The organism is Bacillus sp. RAR_M1_44 (assembly GCF_020165935.1).
GTDB classification, from domain to species: domain Bacteria; phylum Bacillota; class Bacilli; order Bacillales; family Bacillaceae; genus Bacillus; species Bacillus altitudinis.
In genome coordinates, this window is sequence record NZ_JAIUKX010000001.1 from 1,832,842 (window position 1) to 1,852,834 (window position 19,993).

The 19,993-nt window shown below is 39.9% G+C and carries 17 protein-coding genes; 5 read left to right on the forward strand and 12 right to left on the reverse strand.

The window, feature by feature from the left end:
- Positions 1–3: 3 nt before the first annotated feature.
- From LCD34_RS09740 to LCD34_RS09765, 6 genes are all read right to left on the reverse strand, one after another.
- The gene (locus LCD34_RS09740) at positions 4–954 is read right to left on the reverse strand and encodes an ABC transporter permease subunit (protein WP_224558852.1); all 951 of its coding nucleotides are present in this window, start codon (positions 952–954) and stop codon (positions 4–6) included.
- Complete coding sequence (locus LCD34_RS09745) at positions 951–1,880, reverse strand: ABC transporter ATP-binding protein (protein WP_008347360.1); 930 nt, start codon at positions 1,878–1,880, stop codon at positions 951–953. The genes LCD34_RS09740 and LCD34_RS09745 overlap by 4 nt, the downstream gene beginning before the upstream one ends.
- A gap of 328 nt (positions 1,881–2,208) precedes the next feature.
- Entirely contained in the window at positions 2,209–2,547 is a 339-nt protein-coding gene (locus tag LCD34_RS09750) for a zinc ribbon domain-containing protein YjdM (RefSeq protein WP_017359922.1), read from the reverse strand.
- Between the two features lie 93 nt (positions 2,548–2,640).
- Positions 2,641–3,780, reverse strand: a complete 1,140-nt coding sequence (locus LCD34_RS09755) for a glycerate kinase (RefSeq protein WP_224558853.1) — start codon at positions 3,778–3,780, stop codon at positions 2,641–2,643.
- A 29-nt stretch (positions 3,781–3,809) separates the two neighbouring features.
- A complete protein-coding gene (locus LCD34_RS09760; protein ID WP_224558854.1) occupies positions 3,810–5,081 on the reverse strand; it encodes a GntP family permease in 1,272 nt (423 codons plus the stop codon).
- A 117-nt stretch (positions 5,082–5,198) separates the two neighbouring features.
- The gene (locus tag LCD34_RS09765) at positions 5,199–6,311 is read right to left on the reverse strand and encodes a CdaR family transcriptional regulator (RefSeq protein WP_007497295.1); all 1,113 of its coding nucleotides are present in this window, start codon (positions 6,309–6,311) and stop codon (positions 5,199–5,201) included.
- 160 nt (positions 6,312–6,471) lie between these two features.
- Here LCD34_RS09765 and LCD34_RS09770 point away from each other — a divergent pair, with 160 nt between their 5' ends.
- From LCD34_RS09770 to LCD34_RS09785, 4 genes are all read left to right on the forward strand, one after another.
- Positions 6,472–7,122, forward strand: coding sequence for a TetR/AcrR family transcriptional regulator (locus LCD34_RS09770; RefSeq protein ID WP_008347371.1), 651 nt, complete (start codon positions 6,472–6,474; stop codon positions 7,120–7,122).
- A gap of 69 nt (positions 7,123–7,191) precedes the next feature.
- Positions 7,192–8,445 (forward strand): MFS transporter, encoded by a 1,254-nt coding sequence (locus LCD34_RS09775; RefSeq protein WP_206115874.1) that lies wholly within the window; start codon positions 7,192–7,194, stop codon positions 8,443–8,445.
- Positions 8,442–10,769 (forward strand): FtsX-like permease family protein, encoded by a 2,328-nt coding sequence (locus LCD34_RS09780; protein ID WP_052320575.1) that lies wholly within the window; start codon positions 8,442–8,444, stop codon positions 10,767–10,769. Before LCD34_RS09775 ends, LCD34_RS09780 begins: the two co-directional genes overlap by 4 nt.
- Positions 10,770–10,782: 13 nt before the next feature.
- Entirely contained in the window at positions 10,783–11,544 is a 762-nt protein-coding gene (locus LCD34_RS09785; protein ID WP_046527532.1) for an ABC transporter ATP-binding protein, read from the forward strand.
- Between the two features lie 31 nt (positions 11,545–11,575).
- Here the strand turns inward: LCD34_RS09785 and LCD34_RS09790 are convergent, their stop codons facing one another.
- The gene (locus LCD34_RS09790) at positions 11,576–11,788 is read right to left on the reverse strand and encodes a hypothetical protein (RefSeq protein WP_019743644.1); all 213 of its coding nucleotides are present in this window, start codon (positions 11,786–11,788) and stop codon (positions 11,576–11,578) included.
- A 414-nt stretch (positions 11,789–12,202) separates the two neighbouring features.
- Between LCD34_RS09790 and LCD34_RS09795 the strand changes: the two genes are divergently transcribed.
- A complete protein-coding gene (locus LCD34_RS09795) occupies positions 12,203–13,381 on the forward strand; it encodes a tetratricopeptide repeat protein (RefSeq protein ID WP_008347380.1) in 1,179 nt (392 codons plus the stop codon).
- 92 nt (positions 13,382–13,473) lie between these two features.
- Here LCD34_RS09795 and LCD34_RS09800 read toward each other — a convergent pair whose 3' ends face one another.
- The 5 genes from LCD34_RS09800 to LCD34_RS09820 form a co-directional block, all read right to left on the reverse strand.
- The gene (locus LCD34_RS09800; RefSeq protein ID WP_008347382.1) at positions 13,474–14,322 is read right to left on the reverse strand and encodes a PRD domain-containing protein; all 849 of its coding nucleotides are present in this window, start codon (positions 14,320–14,322) and stop codon (positions 13,474–13,476) included.
- Between the two features lie 31 nt (positions 14,323–14,353).
- Positions 14,354–15,820: a glycoside hydrolase family 1 protein gene (locus LCD34_RS09805; RefSeq protein WP_008347383.1), complete on the reverse strand. Its 1,467-nt coding sequence runs from the start codon at positions 15,818–15,820 to the stop codon at positions 14,354–14,356.
- A 4-nt stretch (positions 15,821–15,824) separates the two neighbouring features.
- Entirely contained in the window at positions 15,825–17,684 is a 1,860-nt protein-coding gene (locus LCD34_RS09810) for a beta-glucoside-specific PTS transporter subunit IIABC (protein ID WP_060832785.1), read from the reverse strand.
- Between the two features lie 330 nt (positions 17,685–18,014).
- The gene (locus tag LCD34_RS09815) at positions 18,015–18,968 is read right to left on the reverse strand and encodes a hypothetical protein (protein WP_035390045.1); all 954 of its coding nucleotides are present in this window, start codon (positions 18,966–18,968) and stop codon (positions 18,015–18,017) included.
- A 111-nt stretch (positions 18,969–19,079) separates the two neighbouring features.
- Positions 19,080–19,973: a hypothetical protein gene (locus LCD34_RS09820; protein ID WP_144625451.1), complete on the reverse strand. Its 894-nt coding sequence runs from the start codon at positions 19,971–19,973 to the stop codon at positions 19,080–19,082.
- Between the last annotated feature and the right edge of the window lie 20 nt (positions 19,974–19,993).

Genomic DNA, 19,993 nt, shown 5'->3' on the forward strand with positions numbered 1-19,993 from the left:
AAATTAACCTGTTTTTACTTCTCGCTTTTGGAAGACGATTAAAGCAACCGCCAAGAAGATAGCCCAATAAATGACTAGGACCGTTAGTGAGAAACCTAGGGACATGTCTTCGATAAAAGTAGGTGTTTCTGCGAAATACTGTGCAGGATCGTTGGCAAACAATAAATATTTCGCCCAATCAAAGAAGAACATCAAAATGCTTGTGATGGATGCTCCCACAACATAGGCTAATACACTAATCGCTATGGAAATGGCCTCACTTCTAAACACCGTTGAGATGGCAAAAGAAAGTGTCCCTAATACAACAAACATAGCACAATGCGCCAAATAATAAGAGACCATATTTGCAAACTGAGACCGTTCAATGACTTCACCATTTTGATAAGCCAAATACACATAATCATGGTTTAGTCCAAAGAATATCGCACCTAAGATAAAGGATAAGATAAATAGGACAGCGATCAAGAAAAGTGAATATAGTTGAACGGTAAAGTATTTAGACAAAAGAACCTTCAACCTGGATGGCGGACGAATCAGTAATAATTTAATTGTACCATGCTTATATTCAGCCGAAACAATTGTGGCTGCAATAATAATCACAAATACACCGACCAGCTGAAGCAAATTAGCATTTGTTTTCACATAAGTCCATGCATTTTTACCGAATTGATCGGCTGGAGGTAAATCATGTTTGATTCGATACTCATTGATCGCTATATCGGTTTCAAGGGATCTCTTATAAAAGCTTATATTATCCTCTTTCAATTCTTGCTTCTTTGCTTTATTGATTTCTTGCAACTCAGTTTTCCAATCACCGGATGCTTGATCTCCGTCATTTGTCTTAACAGCAAAAATCAACGTCGCAATCATACCTAAAACAAGAAGCCCAACCATAATCCAAGTACCCACACGATAACTGATTTTCATCCACTCGTTTTGAATGAGGCGAATCATACGTCTGCCTCCTTTTTACCTGTTAAGCTTAAGAACTTATCTTCTAAGGTTTGTTTTTCTATTTTGATTTCGTACAAATGAATAGAAGCCTCGCTCAAATGACGAATCAATTGTGGCATCTTCTCTTCTAGGATGGAAAAGAATAAGTACTGCTCCTCTTCTCTAACTGTGATGCCTTCCTCAAATGCTTCAATGAGCTTTTGAGCTTCTTCAAGCTCACTTGATGCTACTTTCATTCGATAATTGACCAAATCATCCTGCTTCGTCTCTGCACGCTGATCCTCAATCGCAATCAGCTTTCCTTTTTGGATAATGGCGAAACGATCACACATCAATTCCATTTCTGACATGAGATGACTTGAAACAATGACAGCAAGCCCTTCTTCCTTTGCCAGCCTTCTCAAGTAATCTCGTATCATACGAATTCCCTCTGGATCTAGTCCATTGGTCGGCTCATCTAAGATTAGCAGTTTCGGTTTATGTATCAATGCCTGAGCAATCCCCAAACGCTGCTTCATTCCTAATGAAAACGTACGGACACGCTTATGTTTCACATGCTGCAAACTAACTAGTTCTAGTAGTTCATCAATTCGACCTTCATCCACTTTTCCATTCATTCTGGCAAAATGAACAAGGTTTTGTCTTGCCGTTAAATGATTATACATTTCTGGATTTTCAATAATTGCACCGACATCTTGGATGGCATGCTGATATGAGGTTTGAATACTATGACCATTAATCAGAATGTCACCGGATGTAATGGGAGAAAGACCGACCATCATGCGAATGGTTGTCGTTTTTCCTGCGCCATTCGGCCCTAAGAAGCCAAAGACTTCGCCCGCTTGGACAGAGAAACTCAAGTCTTGAACAATCTTTTTCCCGCGAATATGCCTAGATACATTTTGCAGTTCTAAAACGTTCGTCACGTTACCTCTCCTTCTTTGTCTAAGTATCATCTATCATCTATTTCCTGATAAACACCATGATCCGTCAAAAATAGAAGAACACTTCCATATGGTACAGCAATGCCCAAAAGTTGTGAAGGGGATTAGGCAAAATTTAGAGAATCATCTGCCTTTTTTAAGGTAGAGTTAAGAAAAGCGTGAATTTTTATAAGGAAAGAGGCTTGATTTTTTAAAAAAAGAATGATTTTCAATAGGTACATATGTATGAAATGATGTTTAAGATTATACCTTTCACCTATAAATATCGAAATAAAAAAGAGGCTGATGATCGACAGCCTCTTTTCATATATTATACTTTCTTCACAAACTCCGATTTTAACTTCATTGCGCCAAAGCTAGGAATTTTACAATCAATGTTATGATCGCCTTCGACTAAACGAATCCCTTTGACCTTCGTCCCTATTTTTAAAACCGAAGAAGAACCTTTGACTTTTAAATCTTTAATCACAGTGACCGTGTCACCATCACTTAATAGATTTCCATTCGCATCTTTGACAACAAGCTGTTCCTCTGCCGCTTGTTCTTGTTCTAGCGACCATTCATGCGCACATTCTGGACAAATAAGCATGCTGCCATCCTCGTATGTATAGGTTGAACTGCACGATGGACAATTCGGTAGATTAGACATTTGTGTTTCCTCCAACTTTCTTTTTCATTTAGAACCATTTTACCACATTTCTATAGAAAGAAATGTGATAGAAAAGGAAACATTTTTCATCATTTACTTATCTCTTCCAAATGTCATGACGGCCGCAATATTCCGCGCTGTTCTCTCTACATGCACACTAGCATCATGCATGGCTTCAGCCAGAGTCGTGACGCCAGGGACAATACTAAAAAGTGCATCAATGCCATGATCATGTACGACTGCACTGTCTTTTGAGAGGGACCCAGCGATGCCAATGACAGGGAGTCCATATTGTTTCGCAGCTTTGGCTACACCGATTGGCGTTTTGCCGTAAATGGTCTGCTGATCAATCCGACCTTCCCCTGTAATGACTAGGTCAGCGTCCTTTAGTACGTCAGCAAAATGTACGGCTTTCAGTACAATATCGATTCCCTTTTGCAGATCAGCCTGTAAAAAGCCTAATAAACTCGCGCCCATTCCTCCTGCCGCTCCTGCACCTGCCGCCTCACCAAAGGAGACATGAAGATGCTGCTTAGCCACTTGTGCAAAATGAGATAAATTCTTGTCCAACAGTTGAACCATTTCTGTATCTGCTCCCTTTTGAGGACCGAACACAGCAGACGCTCCTCTTTCACCCGTTAAAGGATTATCCACATCACACGCCACTTCCAGACGGACTGATCGCAATCTTGGATCCAGTCGAGATAGATCAATAGAAGCTAATTGATTCAGTGATCCACCGCCCGGCGTGAGGTCTTGGCCTGCTTCATCGAGAAAAGAAGCACCTAAACCTTGCATCATGCCAACGCCACCATCATTTGTTGCGCTTCCGCCAAGCCCAATGATTAAATGCTTCGCTCCTTTATCCAGCGCTGCAAGCATTAATTCTCCTGTCCCTCTAGACGTCGTGAATAAGGGGTTCCGTTTTTCTGGCGGGACAAGATGTAATCCTGATGCTGCTGCCATCTCTATGACAGCTGTCTGACCATCTCCCAACATACCAAAAAAGGCATCCACAGGTTTGCCAAGCGGGCCCGTGACCACTTGCTGGACAATGGTTCCGCCTGTCGCATCCACTAACGATTGAACTGTGCCTTCTCCTCCATCTGCCATTGGGATTTTCATATATTCTGCATGTGGCAAAATAGAGCGAAATCCTCGTTCAATGGCACATGCTGTCTCATAAGCAGATAAACTTTCTTTAAATGAATCTGGTGCGATCACAATTTTCATCCAAAAACCCCTCGTTTCTCATTAAGTCCTCAGCCGAACAGCTGGAAAATACCAAAGATAATGGTCGATACAACGGTTAATGTCAAACCAATTAACGATTCAAAGGGCATTAATTTCAACCGTTCTTTTATATCCATTTGAACACTTCCCGCCGTTGCATGGAAAAAGCTTCCGTGCGGCATATGGTCTAGCACAGTTGCGCCAGCGTGAATCATAGCTGCGCCTGAAAGGGCAGATACACCAAGACCAATAAGAGTTCCGCTAAATACACCACTTGCAACTGCCGTCCCTGCAGTTGTCGAAGCTGTGGCTGCCGACATAAAAATTCCAGACATTGGTGCAAGCAAGTAAGGAGGTAATCCCGAAGCGTCAAGCGCTTGAATAAATACCTCTTTCATGGAAGAATTCGATACAATTCCAGCTAATGTGCCTGTACCTAGTAACATGATCGCTACACCTGACATTTTATGCAGCCCTGACATCGCATAATCATTGAGAAACTTCCCTTTTTTCATGAAAAGAGCGCCAACAATTCCTCCTATTGGTAAGGCAATCATTGGATCAATATTTATTTGAAACAACGGTCTTAAGGCTAACAAGAGAATGGTCACAAGCGGGCCTATAAGTGCTTGTAGAAAACCAGGTACTTGAACCTCGCCTTGGTCAGCTCCCTCTTCCAAAACAGGTGTCCCTTTATTCGCAAGCTTTTTGGCTAATACATACGTGACGGCTATCCCGAAAATAGCCGGTATGACACCTGCCGCCATCAGGGAAGTAAGCGGTACACCAAAGGCATCAGAGGCTGCAATGGCATTCGGATTCGGTGACATGATATTCCCCGCCTTCCCTCCTCCAATCATCGCAAGTAAAATCCCCGTTTTAGAAAGTTTTGCACGCTTGGCAATGGCAAGTGCGATTGGTGCTACTGTAATGACTGCTACATCTACAAAAACACCCACCGTTGTTAAAATCATTGTTGCAAGTGCGAGTGCTAAAAGTGCCCTCGCCTCTCCAAGTTTTTTCACGATGGCCTCCGCAATAGATAACGCTGCACCCGACTCAATTAAAACCCCTGCCAGTACACCTGCCGCCATGATTCGAAGAACAGCTGGAATCATGTCCTTTGCGCCTTCCATCATGACGTTCACGGTCTGCACAACATCTACACCGCCAACCAAACCGCCAATAAATGCGCCTGCCAACATGCCATAAGCAGGTGATACTTTTTTTAGAATAAGAACAATAGCGATCACAAGCGCAGTCAATGCGCCCAATGTACTTACTGTCACATCTCCACCCATTCTCCATCCCTCCTGATTGTCTTTTATTAATTGTAAGCGTTTACTCATTGGGATCGAGTTGTGAATCTAAATGAACTTCTTTTATTTATTACTTCATCCAGTTGTGCAAATGCACAATTAAGACAGTTGATGGTCCAATTGTGCTATGTACAGCTCCATCAACTGTTTCACATGACGAGGGTCTTTTCCGGTCAATGCCTGGATTTTATCTAAACGATATCGCAGTGTATTACGGTGAATAAATAGACGATCAACAATTCTTTGTAAATCCCCGCCCTCTTCAATGTAAACCTTTAACGTTTGAACGAGCTCCATTTCTTGTATCAGCGGATGATAAAAATCACTCCACCGTTTGCCCTCTTTGGCGGCTCTCGCTTTTATAAACAAGCTTTCAAGCTGATAAGATTCAAAGACATATATGCTTTCCTCTGGATGGAGCACCTTTCCTAACCGCAGGGCCTCTCTCGCATGCTGAAAGGACAACGGTAATTGACTCATGTCCTCAGCGACAGTTCCTACACCCACTAGCACTTGTCCATCAACTGCACCTGCCATTGTTTGTTGCAGCTGTTCGATCACATGCTTGAATTGATGGTCACATATCGGCTGTCTTAACAGGATCAATTCATGACGGAAGGTCATGCCTAGTAAATCATCCGCATTCTTATCGTATTGAATGGCATGCATCATTTTGTGTACAGTGTCCTCAGACGATGGAATCGGCTGAAAAACAATAGCCATTCGCCGCTTGTCTAAAACCATTCCAAGCCAGTCAGCACGGTGTTTCAGCTGATGATCACCCATGTCAGACTCGGAGATGAGCTGATTCACAATTTCACTCTCTATTCGCTGCCGCCACTGGAAGCGTTCAAGCAGAAAAGATTGCTCTAATACGAGCTCAGCTGCCATTTTCACCAGCTCGGCATGATGACGAATGTCCTCTGGCTCACCCGTAATCCCAATGACACCAACAACTTGTTCCCGAAAGCAAATAGGCAGATTGATTCCAGGTCTCACGCCTTTTAAGCGGCGGGACGTCTCCTGATCAATCTCCACACTATCTCCGCTTGACAGCACTAGACGTGCTCCATCATGTTCTTGTCCAATCCTTTTTCGTTCACCAGACCCAATAATGACACCATCTGCATTCATGACATTGATGTTTTGATGTAAAATATGCATCGTACGTTCAACCATCTCTTGAGCCAATTCACTGGTTAAAAATTGCATTCAGCATCTCTCCTGAAGGGGTTTTCATTCAATGTATCATAGTGTCATTGCACAATAAATGCAAAGCTTAAAAAAACAGCCGTTGACAAGGATACGCCAAAAAGTGTTTAATCAAATCAAGGGACCGACCGACAGTCTAGTCAAAAGAAAGGATGGCTTTATGAGAACCGTTAAACATCCTGAGGAACGCAAAAATGACATCTTAAATGCAGCAGAGAAGCTTTTTTCAACCAAAGGCTATCAGCAAACCACAATTATTGACATCCTCAAAGCCGTTGGCATTGCAAAAGGCACATTCTATTATTACTTTACTTCCAAAGAAGAAGTGATGGATGCAATCATTGACCGGATCATAAAAGCAGATATCATCGAGGCAAAGCGTATTGCCGCTGATCCAGATATCTCAGTGGTCGATAAATTATTTCGCATCATCATGGCACAATCTCCTAAACAGGGCAGCCATAAAGAAGGCATGATCGAACAATTTCATCAGCCTGCTAATGCAGAGATGCATCAAAAAAGCTTGATCAAAGCCATTACAGAGCTATCACCCGTTTTAGCAGAAGTCATTCAGCAAGGTGTAGAAGAAGGGATATTTCAAACGGATTACCCACAAGAAACTGTCGAATTTCTCCTCGCTTCTGCACAGGTTATCTTTGATGAGGGACTTTTCCAATGGACCACAGCGGAAAGTATACAACGAGCTCTAGCATTTATCGCAATCCTTGAAGCCTCATTACATGCAGAAAAAGGAAGTTTCTCCTTCCTTCTCCAACGTTTAACTGGAGAACCGGAAGACAATAATCAGTGATTGGTCACTTCAATACCAATCCTGCATACATTATAGACTGACGGTCGGTCTAAAAGGAGAGTGATTTTCATGTCGTTATCAGCCAAAAATGGCTCCACCCATTTTATCTATCTCGTTCTCGGGCAAATTATTTCCGTTTTCGGGTCTTCCTTGATTCGTTTTGTTCTATCTTTACACGTCTTGGATATGACACATCGCGTTGATTTATATGCCCTGCTTTTTGCTTTATCCAATATCCCGCTCCTCCTTTCGCCATTAGCAGGAGCAATTGCTGACCGGTTTAACAGAAGAAATTTGATGATTTTATTTGATGTTCTTACTGGCATTATGATTCTGGCTTTTTATTTCTGGTTATTTTCAGGTCATGATTCGCTTTATATGATTGGAGCCGTCATGATTCTCCTTGGTGTCATGAGTACATTTTATGCTCCTGCTGTGATGTCGAGTATTCCTCAGCTAGTGAAAGAAGAAAAATTAGAACAAGCAAATGGCATCGTGAATGGCGTGCAGGCCCTTTCAGGTGTTGTCGCTCCTATCATTGGCGGCGTTTTATACGGACTCATTGGGAGCCAGATCATCATAGGTGCTAGTAGCATTGTATTTTTTCTATCAGCATGTATGCTTTTACGGTTAAATATCTCTTTCTCACCTAGCCCACTCGCAGAACCGATGACCAAAGTACTCTTGAAAGATATGAAACAAGGATTTTCCTATATCGGAAGCCAGCCATTTTTAAAAAGAGCCATGCTGCTTGCAGCGCTGCTAAATTTCATCCTCACACCATTTTTTATCGTTGGAGGTCCCATTATTTTAAGAGTCACAATGAAAAGCAGTGACATCATGTATGGAATAGGAATGGGCATCATTGAGTTTGCCGTCATCGCAGGCGCGCTACTAGTTGGGCTTGTAGCGAAACATTGGCGCATTCCTACTTTGTATCGCTGGCTGCTCGTCATCGCAGTCATTTTGCTGCCTGTTGCTTTTTCAACATCCAAGATGGCTCTTCAATTTGGTACATTTCCAGCTTATTTTCTCTTTTTAGCAGGGTGTCTCCCAATTGCCATGCTGCTCACCATGATTTCGATCGTTGTCATCTCACATGTGCAAAAGAAAACACCCAATGCTCAATTAGGAAAAGTCATGGCCAATCTGACAATGGTCTCTCAATGTGCTGCACCGCTCGGTCAAATGATGTACGGGTTCTTGTTCAACACTTTTTCCGCCAGCATGTATGTGACCGTGTTAATCGTCAGTGCCTTGATGTTTGCACTTGCCTTCCTTACAAAAAATATGCTTCGACATGAAGGAGAATCAGCCTCATGAGATTGACGTTTATCAAGAAAGACCTAACCCGCCACCGTCTCATTTCAATCGGCTTAACCCTTTGCATCATGATGACATCATTTTTAGCAACAAGCGCTGCGCAAATGACAGTCCAGTTGAATGGTTCCATTTCTGATTTACTCCAATCAGCCAAAGCACCAGACTTTGTCCAAATGCACGATGGGAGCTTAGATGAAAAAGCGGTCGATATATTTTCAAGTAAACAGTCGATGGTAAAGGCACATCAAATTGTTCCAATGATTCCGATCGAACACGTCAGCATCAAGTTCGGGCAGGAGCCTGCTCAAGCGGGTGTGATGGATCATTTATTTGTAAAACAAAATCGCTATTTTGATTTTCTTTTAAACGAACGAAATGAAAAGCTCACTGTAAATAAAGGAGAAGTAGCAGTCCCTATTTATTTTCAACAAAAATACCATTTAAAGATTGGCGAAAGATTACTCATTACAAAAGGCTCTCATCAATTCTCTTTCCAAATCAAAACGTTCTTACGAGATGCCCAAATGAATCCAAGTCTTGTCAGTTCAAAGAGATTTCTTCTGCATGATGCGGACTGGGCGACACTGAATCAAGTGTTTCAAAAGAAGGAGTACTTAATTGAATTCTTATTGCATGATGCTAGTCAAGCAGATGCTTTTCAAACACTCTATCAATCATCTGAGCTTCCACAACAGGGGCCTGCTGTCACATTATCCCTGCTTCGCATGCTGAATGCTCTAACAGATGGTATGGTGATCGCCATTCTCCTTCTTGTCTGCTTTCTGCTCATTAGCATTTCTCTCCTCTCTCTTCGTCTCGCTATGACGGCCGCTATAGAAGAGGATGAACGTGAAATTGGAATCTTAAAAGTGCTAGGAATTCCTTTATCAAAAATCAAAAAATTATACGTTGGGAAGTATGCTGTGCTTGCCTGTATAGGGTGTATAGCAGGATATTTGATGACACTCATGTTTGGTGATTTGTTTACAACCAATATTCAGCAATATATGGGGAATCGCCTCTCTTTTAATCATCAGGTGATCCCGCTTTTGGTATCAATTTTGACGGCAATGATCGTCATCTCATTCAGCTATACTGTCCTAAGGAGATTTGGTCAAATATCAGCCGCTCAAGCCATTCAAGGCGGCATAAGCTCACCAAGCCGTAAAAAACAAATTCCTATGCACCTCCAGAAAAACAGATTCCTCCCAGTCAATTTTTGGTTTGGTTTGAAAGATCTGTTCTCGCGAATAAAGATGTATTCAACAATTACCTGTATTATTGCGCTTTGTACATTTTTAATGTTAATGCCGATTCAGTTATGGTACACATTACAATCACCCGATTTCGTCACATATCTTGGCTCAGGAAAAAGTGACCTTCGAATTGATATTCGGCAGGGAAACCATTTAGAGAAAAGTACAAATAAAATAGAGTCTATGATTAGCGTAGACCAAGACATTCAAACATCTGCCGTCTATGAAACAACTTCTCTACAAGCCAAAACAATGGAGAATACACTAGAAACGCTCTATTTAGAAACAGGTGATCTATCAGCATTCCCTCTCACCTATTTACAAGGAAGGGAACCGTTTAAGGAGGAAGAGATTGCTTTATCGGTGTTAAGTGCTGACTCACTTCAGAAAAAGATAGGCGAAAAAGTCACTCTCGCCACAAATGGACAGCAAGTTCAAAAAATGGTTACCGGCATTTATCAAGATGTCACCAACGGAGGGAAAACAGCTAAAGCATTATCTCAGCCTTTTCCTCAATCATCCCTTTGGAAAACCATTCAAATACAATTAAAACAAGGAATAGACATGGCAGGAAAAAAAGCAGCACTTGAAACAAATATGTCTCCTGCAAAAGTGACAGATACGAAAGAATATGTGCATCAAACAATAGGAAGCACCGCATCTCTAGTAAAAGTGATTGCATTATTTTCAACCATCGCAGCTTTTGGAACAGCCAGCCTCATGTTAATGATGTTTCTGCACATGTTAAGGGCGAAAGATTCAAATCGTACTCACTTGTTAAGGACGATTGGTTTTTCTCAAAAAGATTTAACCTATCAATACTTAACAAGTTTTATCGTCGTTCTCTCTATTGGTGCCTTCATTGGAGCAATCGCTGTTCATACTATTGGTCCGGCGTTGATAAGTGCAGGCGGCGCATCATTAGGAGCATCCAGCCTTCAGTGGTTAGCCCCGAAATGGGTTTGGATCGTGTATCCTCTCCTGCTGTTTATGGTGAATGTAACTGTCATCTCGTGGTTATTGAAGTCCTTTTTTTCTAGTAAAATCAGCCGTCATACACTTTCATAAGGAGATGTTTCACATGGAACAATTAATTGAAGCGAAACAATTGTCTTTACAAATTGATTCATTTAAAGGACAAAAACAGACCATTCTTAGAAATATTCACTTAACCATTAAACGTGGAGAATTTGTCACCATTATGGGACCTTCAGGGTGCGGAAAAACCTCTTTGCTTTATCAACTTAGCGGTATAGAGACATCCTCCAGAGGAGAAATCAAATATAAAGGTCAACTGCTATCAGAAATGACAGACAAACAGTTAACAGCTTTGCGCTTATCAGAGATGGGATTCGTCTTTCAACACAGCCACTTACTAAAAAACCTCAATCTATTTGATAACATCATTGCTGCAGCTTACTTAGCGAAGAAAATGCCGAGAAAAGAAGTCAATGAACGAGCAAAATATCTAATGGAGAAACTTGATATTGATCATTTAGCTGATAGATATTTATCAGAAGTATCAGGAGGACAGCTCCAAAGAGCCTCTATCTGTCGAGCTCTTATGAATGAACCAAACATTCTTTTTGCCGATGAGCCCACAGGTGCTCTTAATTCAAGCACCACAAAGGAAGTCATGGATATTTTTTCACAAATCAATTCTGAAGGAACAACTTTGCTTCTCGTCACCCATGATCCAAAAGTGGCCCTTTGCTCTGAAAGAATTTTATTTATGAATGACGGTGAAATTTCAGCTCATTTAAATTTAGGAAAATACGATCGCTTCACCGCTGAGAAACGAGAGGCCTTGTTAAACAAGTGGTTACAAAACTTAGGGTTTTAATTGGTGTAAAACAGGCAGCTTTCTGCCTGTTTTATTTTTTCTTACACTCAAAGGAGTAATCCATAGTCAAACTATTTGTTTCTAGTATGATTTTGCCGTCTTCTTGTTGACAAGATTCTGTCAGCAACTCAATTTCTTTGCTATAAAAGTATCTCTTTGAGATATAAAGAGTGACTAAAACAAGTAAAAGCGTAGTAATCACAATTGTCATTTGCCAGTTTAACATTTGAAATCTTTTTTTCATTTCAACATCCTTTCTGAAAGGTCAACACTTGTCTCGGATTTTCACCTTTCTCAGTAACTACCAGTTTCTTTCCCAAAATCATCTAGCAACATCATAACTGAATTTCCCTTCTAGATCGACCTTTCATTGTTCTTCTCTCATAGCTAAAATAGCTTTATTTCATATATTCAGATGGTATTTTCGACCATAAACTTAAAACTAATAGTATCTATCACGTTTTTAAACTTCCAAAAAAAGATTTTACTCATTTGAATAAACAATCAATGATCATTACAATAACGTACATCTCATGACATAAGGTCCTTTTTATTACCTCCTGTCAATCACCTCTCTGAAACGATTATATTTTACCAAAAATTGTGATATCGTTTTTTATTGAAACAGGCGAAAGGATGTTAAAGAGGTGAAATTTCCATGACGATCATTTCAGCTGAACAGGTGGGGAACCGTTTAAATGATTGGCGAATTGCCATTCGTAAGCATGATGTACACAATGCAAAGACAATCTACACAGAATTAAAGGAATTACTTCAAGAGATGGAAGAGAATCAGGAGGTCTTGACCTACTATTCATTGCTAGAAGGCAAGTTTAAGCTCATGTTATATGAACGAAGGGGTAAAAAACTGAATGAACCGACAGTGCTAGAATACCCTTCTAAAACAAACGACTTAATTGAATACTATTTTTACCTATATAAAGCCCTTTACGCTTCATATAACAGAGACTATGCATCAGCCATCGGACTGTTTAAAATTGCTGAGAAAAAACTGCAAAACATTCCTGATGAAATAGAAGTAGCAGAATTCCATACGAAGGTCGCAAACCTATATATGATGCTTCGCCAAAGCCTGATTTCACTTCATTATATTCAGAATGCCATCGATATTTTCAAAGGTCATGATGGCTATGAAAGAAGACTGGCAGCAGCTTTTGTGATCGCAGCCACCAACTTCATGGATATTGGCGATTTCAAAAGAGCTGAGAATTACTACACAAAAGCATTACACATCTCAAATCAATTAAACGATCATTTTCTAGCATCACAGCTTTATCACAATATCAGTATTCTATATGCCGAAGCTGGAGAATCAAAAAAATGTATTGATGCCCTAGAAAAGGCTCTTAGTGATGATGACTACCTTTCATCTTGTTATTTCGAACACTCCATGTTTATGTTACTAAAAGAGCTGCTCTCCATTGATGAAAAGTCGCAAGCTCTCTATTATTTTGAATTAGTCAAACAAAAACAAGAAATAGACAGAAACCCCATCTATACAGCAAAAATGAATTTTCTCTATCACCTATATTTCACTGAAGACATATCCAAAAAAGCTCAAACCTGTTTCGATGACATCAGTATTCTGAAAGAATTAAAGGATGTTGAAGGTGCCCGTGAATTAAGTGCACTAGCTGCCAAACACTTTGAAGAGCTGGGTTCAATTCACCAAGCATATCTCTTTTTGAAGGATGCCTATCAATTGGAACACACTACACTTAATTGGAGGAATTATGATGAAAAAAGTGAGTTTACTCATTTTCGCTTTAGCCATCGTTGTTTTCGGACAAACGGTGTCTTACAATTCGTTAAATGATACAAATCTTAACCCAACAGAACGACCTATCGGAACATAAACCGTACAATACAAATAACCACTTGCCTCATTACAAGGCAAGTGGTCCACATTTATTTTAGTTCTTGATAAGAAATGAGGCGGTGAATATGTACCGCCAGATACGTAAGTTCGTCATTTGGAATAACAATACTGTGCACCTGTTTAATATAATCTTTGATTTTGAAAGCCACATCCATCGCTTGAGGATACAAGTGTGCAATTTGTTCAAACAACTCATTTTCTTGATCTGATAATAATTTATTTGCGTAAAATCTTTCAACAAAGAATTTCACATGTGTAATAAATCGGCTGTAATGAATATTCTCTTGATCCATTTTCATATTCAACGTATAGCGGACGAGATTCACAATACTTCCGATCATCTTGGCATACTTCATGCCATCTTTGGAATCGGACTCTTCACCTAACGCATTAATTAAATGGAAGGCGATATTGGCCGCTTCTTCCTTTGGTAATTGTATGCCCAATGTATTGTTGACTAACTCAAGCGCATAATTACCTACTTCAAATTCTTCGGTATAGTAGTTTTTGATTTCCCAGTATACTCGATTTGTAATATTAATATTCTTCTTGTGCCGTTCTACTGCAAAATTCAAGTGGTCCATCAAGGTAAAATAGACACCAGAATTCAGACTTGAGTTTAAGCGTTTTTCAGCATATTGAACAATATGCTGAGTTAAATCGATAAACTCTTGTGGCATTGAATCTAATAGTTGGAGAAATTCCTTCGCTCTCATGTTATCGACAGACATAAACACTTGATCTGCCTTCTTTTCTTCAATCATTTGACCTGGTTTTTGTCCATAACCAATCCCACGGCCGAATAGAACCATCTCCTGTTGGTTCTGATCTTCAGCCAGAACCACACTCGAGTTTAAAACTTTTTTGATTTTAAACATCGTCATCACCTGTTTTCATGATTGTGGTTTTTCAATCAAGCGATTCACCATTTGTTTCAATGACCTTTTTGTACCAATAAAATGAGTCTTTACGAGAACGTTTTAATGTACCGTTTCCATCGTCATCTTGATCTACATGAATGAACCCGTATCGTTTTGACATCTGTGATGTACCTGCACTAATAATATCAATTGAGCCCCAGCTCGTATATCCGAAGAGGTCAACGCCTTCTTCCACCGCTTCTCTCATTTGGCGGAAATGCTCTTTGAAATAGTTAATACGATAATCATCGTGAATTGATCCATCACTTTCAACAACATCTTTTGCACCCATGCCGTTTTCTACAATGATCAGTGGTTTTTGATAACGATCATATAATTCTATTAAAGAAATTTTCAGACCAACCGGATCAATTTGCCATCCCCAATCAGTAGATGGAAGGTAAGGATTTTTGACCCCACGGATGGTATTTCCATCCGTTTTTTCTAATCCTTCATCAGCTGATTCAGTTAAAGACATATAGTAGCTGAACGAGATAAAATCTACTGTATTTTCTTTTAATATAGAAAGATCATCTGATTCCATTTGGATATGAATGTTTTTTCTCTCAAGCATGCGCTTAATAAGCGGCGGGTATTCACCAAATACCTGAACATCTGCATAGAAATAGTTTTCTAAGTTTTGTTTCAATGCCCGCTCCACATCATTCGGATGACAAGTGTGCGGATACGTTGTTAATTTTGTCAGCATACACCCTACTTGACTGCCTGGTATGATGCGATGACAATCTGCTGTTACGAGTGCAGAGGCAATGAATTGATGATGGAGTGCTTGATAAACCGTCTCTTCCTCTTTCCCTTCTGGGCAGCGATCAGGAATAATTCCTGCTGTAATAAAAGAGTGGCGGTGAATACTATCTATTTCATTAAAGGTAAGCCAATATTTCACATCATGTTTATAGCGTTCAAAACATACATTGGCAAACTTAACAAAGAGATCAACGACTTTTCTTTCAACCCAGCCATTATATTTCACGCTCAGTGCTAACGGCATTTCATAATGTGACAGCGTCACAATCGGTTCTATGTTGTGTTTTTTCATTTCTGCAAATAAACGATCGTAAAATTGGAGTCCTTTTTCATTTGGTTCGTTCTCTTCTCCAGTTGGGAAGATACGGCTCCATGCAATAGAAATGCGAAGAGTTTTAAAACCCATTTCAGCAAATAGAGCCAAATCCTCTTTATAGTGATGATAGAAATCAACACCTCTGCGTTTTGGATACTTTTTATCATCTGGGTCTTTCATCGCTCGATCTATATTTTCAGAAGTAACAGCTAGATGCCCTTCATAATCTTCTACACTCAAATTAGACCGGTACATCGCAATATCAGCAACAGATGGGCCCTTTCCATCTACATTCCAAGCGCCTTCTGCTTGGTTGGCGGCAATGGCGCCGCCCCATAAAAATCCTTTTGGAAAACCTTTTATTGTCGTCATATGTTTAGCCTCCTAATTGGGTGATAACCATCAATGTATCTTGGCGATTGACCTCTTGTAATGGCTGTACCTTAATATCATATTGATCTGTATTCGTGATGACAGCAAGCGTAACTGGATCGTATCCTGCTTCCATGATTTTTTCTACATCAAATTCAATGAGTAAATCCCCTGCTTGTACACGATCTCCTGCCTGCACTTTTGGATAAAAATACTGTCCTTCCAACTGTACAGTATCAATGCCAATGTGGAATAATACTTCCACCCCTTTGTCCGTTTTCATACCAAGTGCATGGTTTGTTTCGAACAGCAAGGTGACCTCACCATCTACTGGTGCATATAACGCTCCTTCTGAAGGAACAATGGCAATCCCGTCTCCCATGACCTTTGAAGAGAATATATCATCTTTTACTTCAGATAGTGAGATCATTTGACCAATCACAGGGCTTTTGAATGTTTCCCCTGCTCCAATTTGTTCAGCAAATGCTTCTTGATCATTTGTCTTTTCTTCTACTTTTTTATCCTTACCTAATACAAAAGCAGCGATAAAAGCAACAACGAAGGAAATGACAGCTCCAATGACAGCAAACATTAGATTTCGTGGAAGCTCATCTGATATAAACATCGACATACTGGCTAATCCAGGGCCAACAAGTACAAATGCTTGTATACCAACTAATCCAATGAATATCCCACCAACAAATGAACCAATCATGACACTTCCAAGTACGCGTTTATTTTGAAGTGTCACACCATACAAAGCAGGCTCTGTGATGCCAAAAAATGCTGAAATTCCTGCCGAAATGGCTGTTGATCTGAGTACCTTGTCTTTCGTGCGTAGTGCCACTGCGAAACATGCTCCACTTTCCGCAATATTATGCGCAAGTGATGCTGGTAAATAAAGTGCTTCTTTCCCGAGGTTCCCCATCGTTGTCACTGCATAAGGGACCATTGCTTTGTGCATGCCTGATGCAACCATAAACGGGAGTACCGCTGCTAAAATTGCGACAGCTACCCAACCTACTGTATTAAACATCGCAAGAATAACGGATGAAAACCCTTGTCCTGCTGTAAAACCAAGTGGTCCTAATAACAGTAACGTAACGGGTACAGTAATGACTAATGACATCATTGGGACAAAGAAAATCCGAATTGGTTTTGGTGAAAATCGTGTGAAGAATTTTTCCATTTGAGCGTAAAGCAATACAGAAAGGATTGCTGGAAACACTTGATACGCATAAGCTATATTTTTTACGTCGAATGACATTAATTGCGCACCTTCAGTAAGCATGGCTGTCATGTTCGGAAGAAGGAGTGCACCGACTGCTGATAATGCGACCAGTGGGTTTACCTTTAGTTTATTTGCCGTTGTGACAGCGACTAGTAATGGCAGGAAGTATAGTGGTGCGTCACCCACCATGTTCAATATTTGATAGGTTTGGCCTTTTGCATCCACCCAGCCTAATAAAGAGAAAAGGAGAAGAAATGATTTTAAAATCCCTCCGCCTGCGATAGCCGGAACAAGCGGCTGGAAGACACCCACAATGAAATCTAATAGAACTGTGCCTGCTTTTCTTTTTTCTTTTGGCTGATTGGATGGCACGCCTTGCCCAGACGAGCTGCCGCCCATTAAATTTGTTACCTTTTGATACACTTCAATCACGTCATTCCCAATGACTACTTGGCATTGTCCTGACATTCTAACTGCTATGACACCTGGTGTTTTTTCTAATGCCTGTACATCTGCTTTTTTCTGATCAATTAGTGTGAAGCGAAGTCTTGTTGAGCAGTGCTCAAGGTGCGCAATGTTTTCTTTACCACCTACATGCTGTAAAACGTCTTTGGCGACTTGTGTGTAATCCATTTTTTCTCCTCCTTTTCTCATACATGAGACCTATATTTTGGCAATAAAAAAAGGATCTAAAACGACAAATTAAAGAAATTCATCGTTTTTAGATCCTGCCTGCATGACCAGTCACATGTCTAATTTATTTATATTGGATTTGTTTTTAGTATATATTGATTATATGAAAGCGTCAACATTTATTTTTCTGAAATTTATTAAGGTCTATATACCCAAAATACTTTTCTTTATTTACTTAAAGCAACTCTTTTGTTCCTTCTATCATCAATCAACAAAATGTTTCTCCATAAAAAACCAGATAAGTTGATTCACTCATCTGGTTTAAGATGCCTATTTTCTCTTTTCTTCTGCTTTCTTTTTAAATGCTTTCGCTTGTTTTTCATATTCCTTTTTCGTGACAGCTTTTAACTCTACTGAATCGCCTGTCATGATATATGGTCTAGGGAGTTTTTTAAATTCCTGATACGTGAAAGCTTTTATCTCTATAGTACCGTTAGTCTTTTTAATTGGCAGTTTGATTGATTTTGCATCTCGATCAGTCGAACCTATAATGACACCTCGTTCAATTATAGGATCGTAGCTCATGTCTAAATAGTCTCCACCATCAGTTTCGCCCCCGACCTCTAATTTCATTTCTTTATATGGCTTACAACCATCTTCAGAAACAGTTGTTATTAGAAAAGAGCCGAGCCATCCATTCTCAATATGCATGCTTTCAACTTGTAAAAATAGTTGTTTGTCCTCTGCCGTATATAGAAAACCATATACCTTCGCCACTTTATCCCTGAAGTGTCTCATATTGTCATAAAATCTAGTTTCTGAAGTATCAACTAGATGTTGATGTCGAACTTGAAGTTTTTTGTGATACGAATCTAGCTTTTTTCGATTGATTGCTTTATATATTCTGCTTTTCTTATCACCTTGTTTTTTCACAGATAGGTCTTTACCGGACATTTGAACTTCGTATATGATTGTTTCTTTGCCTTGTTTGACTCGAAATTCATAACCGTTTTCCTTTGAACTCCCGGACACTACATATTGTTTTTTATATATTTTGGGATCCCACCATATTTCTTCTATATACTTTTCATTCAAATGCCCCGTTACTTTGCCTTTATTCTCAGATATCTCAAACCAGCTCATTTTATCCTTCGTTTTATACGCAAATGCATAGGCATGATTCAATGAATTCTTTTGTGCGATTGCTTGATATGCTGTCCAGCCGCCTCCACCTAAGACGAGTACTGCCAGGATAGACACGACCCACATTTTCAATTTACTCATAGGTACCTCCACTAATATATGATTTAAAATATCTTCATGATCCCTATTTATTCAACTAAATTCTGATCGCCCTGAAATGCCATTCACAACAATCATCTGTTCCAACACGATCTACTTTTGCCATTCTTTCGCCTTCTTTTTGAATGCTTCCGTTTGTTCTTGATATTCCTCTTTCGTGACCGCTTTAAATTCTATAATCCCGCCTGCCATTTTAAAAGGAAATTTAATGTATGTTGCGTCTCGGTCAGTTTCCCCTAAAATAAAACCCTTTTCAATTGCAGGATAAGTACTCAAATCAAACATTATCCCATCTGAAACTCCACCTGCTGTATGTTTCGTTTCTTTATAAGGTTCACCACCATCTCCTGGAACCTTTCTCATTAGAAAAGAACCTGCCCATTCAGACTGCATATACATTCGTTTTACTTTTAAAAATAGTTGGTATGAACCATCCTCTGCTGTATACAGATAACCATAAGCGCCTGTTACTTTCTTAATGAAGTTTCGTACATAATCATGAAATCTATTTTCCGTGTCATCCATCAGTTTCTCATATCGAGTATGAATGTCCTGTTGAACAGCACGTAGGTTTTTTTGATCAATTGCTTTGTATGTGATGCTGTGCTTTTCACCTTGTTTTTTCACAGAAAGATCTTTTTCGGCAAGGTGAACTTCATATGTGACCGTTTCTTTCCCTTGCTTCACATAAAATTCGTAACCGTTTTCAATTGATTTTCCGGTTAATTGATATTTGTTGATAAATAGATTGGGATCATAATGCCTTTGCGGATTTTCCTCTAAAATGGTTTCGTTCAGCTGGCCTGTTACTTTTCCGTTTCTCTCCGTTACCTTGAACCAGTTCACACGATCATGAGTCTTATATGCAAAGGCGTAGGGATGATTCAAACCACTCTTTTGTGCGATTGCTTGATAGGCTATCCAGCCGCCTCCACCAATCAGTAGTACCGCCAGAATAGTCATGATCCAGATTTTCGATTTACTCATATGTCCCCTCCAAACTATGA

Coding starts and splice junctions, on each gene's coding strand:
- LCD34_RS09740 (WP_224558852.1), bottom strand. CDS start 954: ATGATTCGCCTCATTCAAAACGAGTGGATGAAAATCAGTTATCGTGTG.
- LCD34_RS09750 (WP_017359922.1), bottom strand. CDS start 2,547: ATGTCTAATCTACCGAATTGTCCATCGTGCAGTTCAACCTATACATAC.
- LCD34_RS09755 (WP_224558853.1), bottom strand. CDS start 3,780: ATGAAAATTGTGATCGCACCAGATTCATTTAAAGAAAGTTTATCTGCT.
- LCD34_RS09760 (WP_224558854.1), bottom strand. CDS start 5,081: ATGGGTGGAGATGTGACAGTAAGTACATTGGGCGCATTGACTGCGCTT.
- LCD34_RS09765 (WP_007497295.1), bottom strand. CDS start 6,311: ATGCAATTTTTAACCAGTGAATTGGCTCAAGAGATGGTTGAACGTACG.
- LCD34_RS09770 (WP_008347371.1), top strand. CDS start 6,472: ATGAGAACCGTTAAACATCCTGAGGAACGCAAAAATGACATCTTAAAT.
- LCD34_RS09775 (WP_206115874.1), top strand. CDS start 7,192: ATGTCGTTATCAGCCAAAAATGGCTCCACCCATTTTATCTATCTCGTT.
- LCD34_RS09780 (WP_052320575.1), top strand. CDS start 8,442: ATGAGATTGACGTTTATCAAGAAAGACCTAACCCGCCACCGTCTCATT.
- LCD34_RS09785 (WP_046527532.1), top strand. CDS start 10,783: ATGGAACAATTAATTGAAGCGAAACAATTGTCTTTACAAATTGATTCA.
- LCD34_RS09790 (WP_019743644.1), bottom strand. CDS start 11,788: ATGAAAAAAAGATTTCAAATGTTAAACTGGCAAATGACAATTGTGATT.
- LCD34_RS09795 (WP_008347380.1), top strand. CDS start 12,203: ATGACGATCATTTCAGCTGAACAGGTGGGGAACCGTTTAAATGATTGG.
- LCD34_RS09800 (WP_008347382.1), bottom strand. CDS start 14,322: ATGTTTAAAATCAAAAAAGTTTTAAACTCGAGTGTGGTTCTGGCTGAA.
- LCD34_RS09805 (WP_008347383.1), bottom strand. CDS start 15,820: ATGACGACAATAAAAGGTTTTCCAAAAGGATTTTTATGGGGCGGCGCC.
- LCD34_RS09810 (WP_060832785.1), bottom strand. CDS start 17,684: ATGGATTACACACAAGTCGCCAAAGACGTTTTACAGCATGTAGGTGGT.
- LCD34_RS09815 (WP_035390045.1), bottom strand. CDS start 18,968: ATGAGTAAATTGAAAATGTGGGTCGTGTCTATCCTGGCAGTACTCGTC.
- LCD34_RS09820 (WP_144625451.1), bottom strand. CDS start 19,973: ATGAGTAAATCGAAAATCTGGATCATGACTATTCTGGCGGTACTACTG.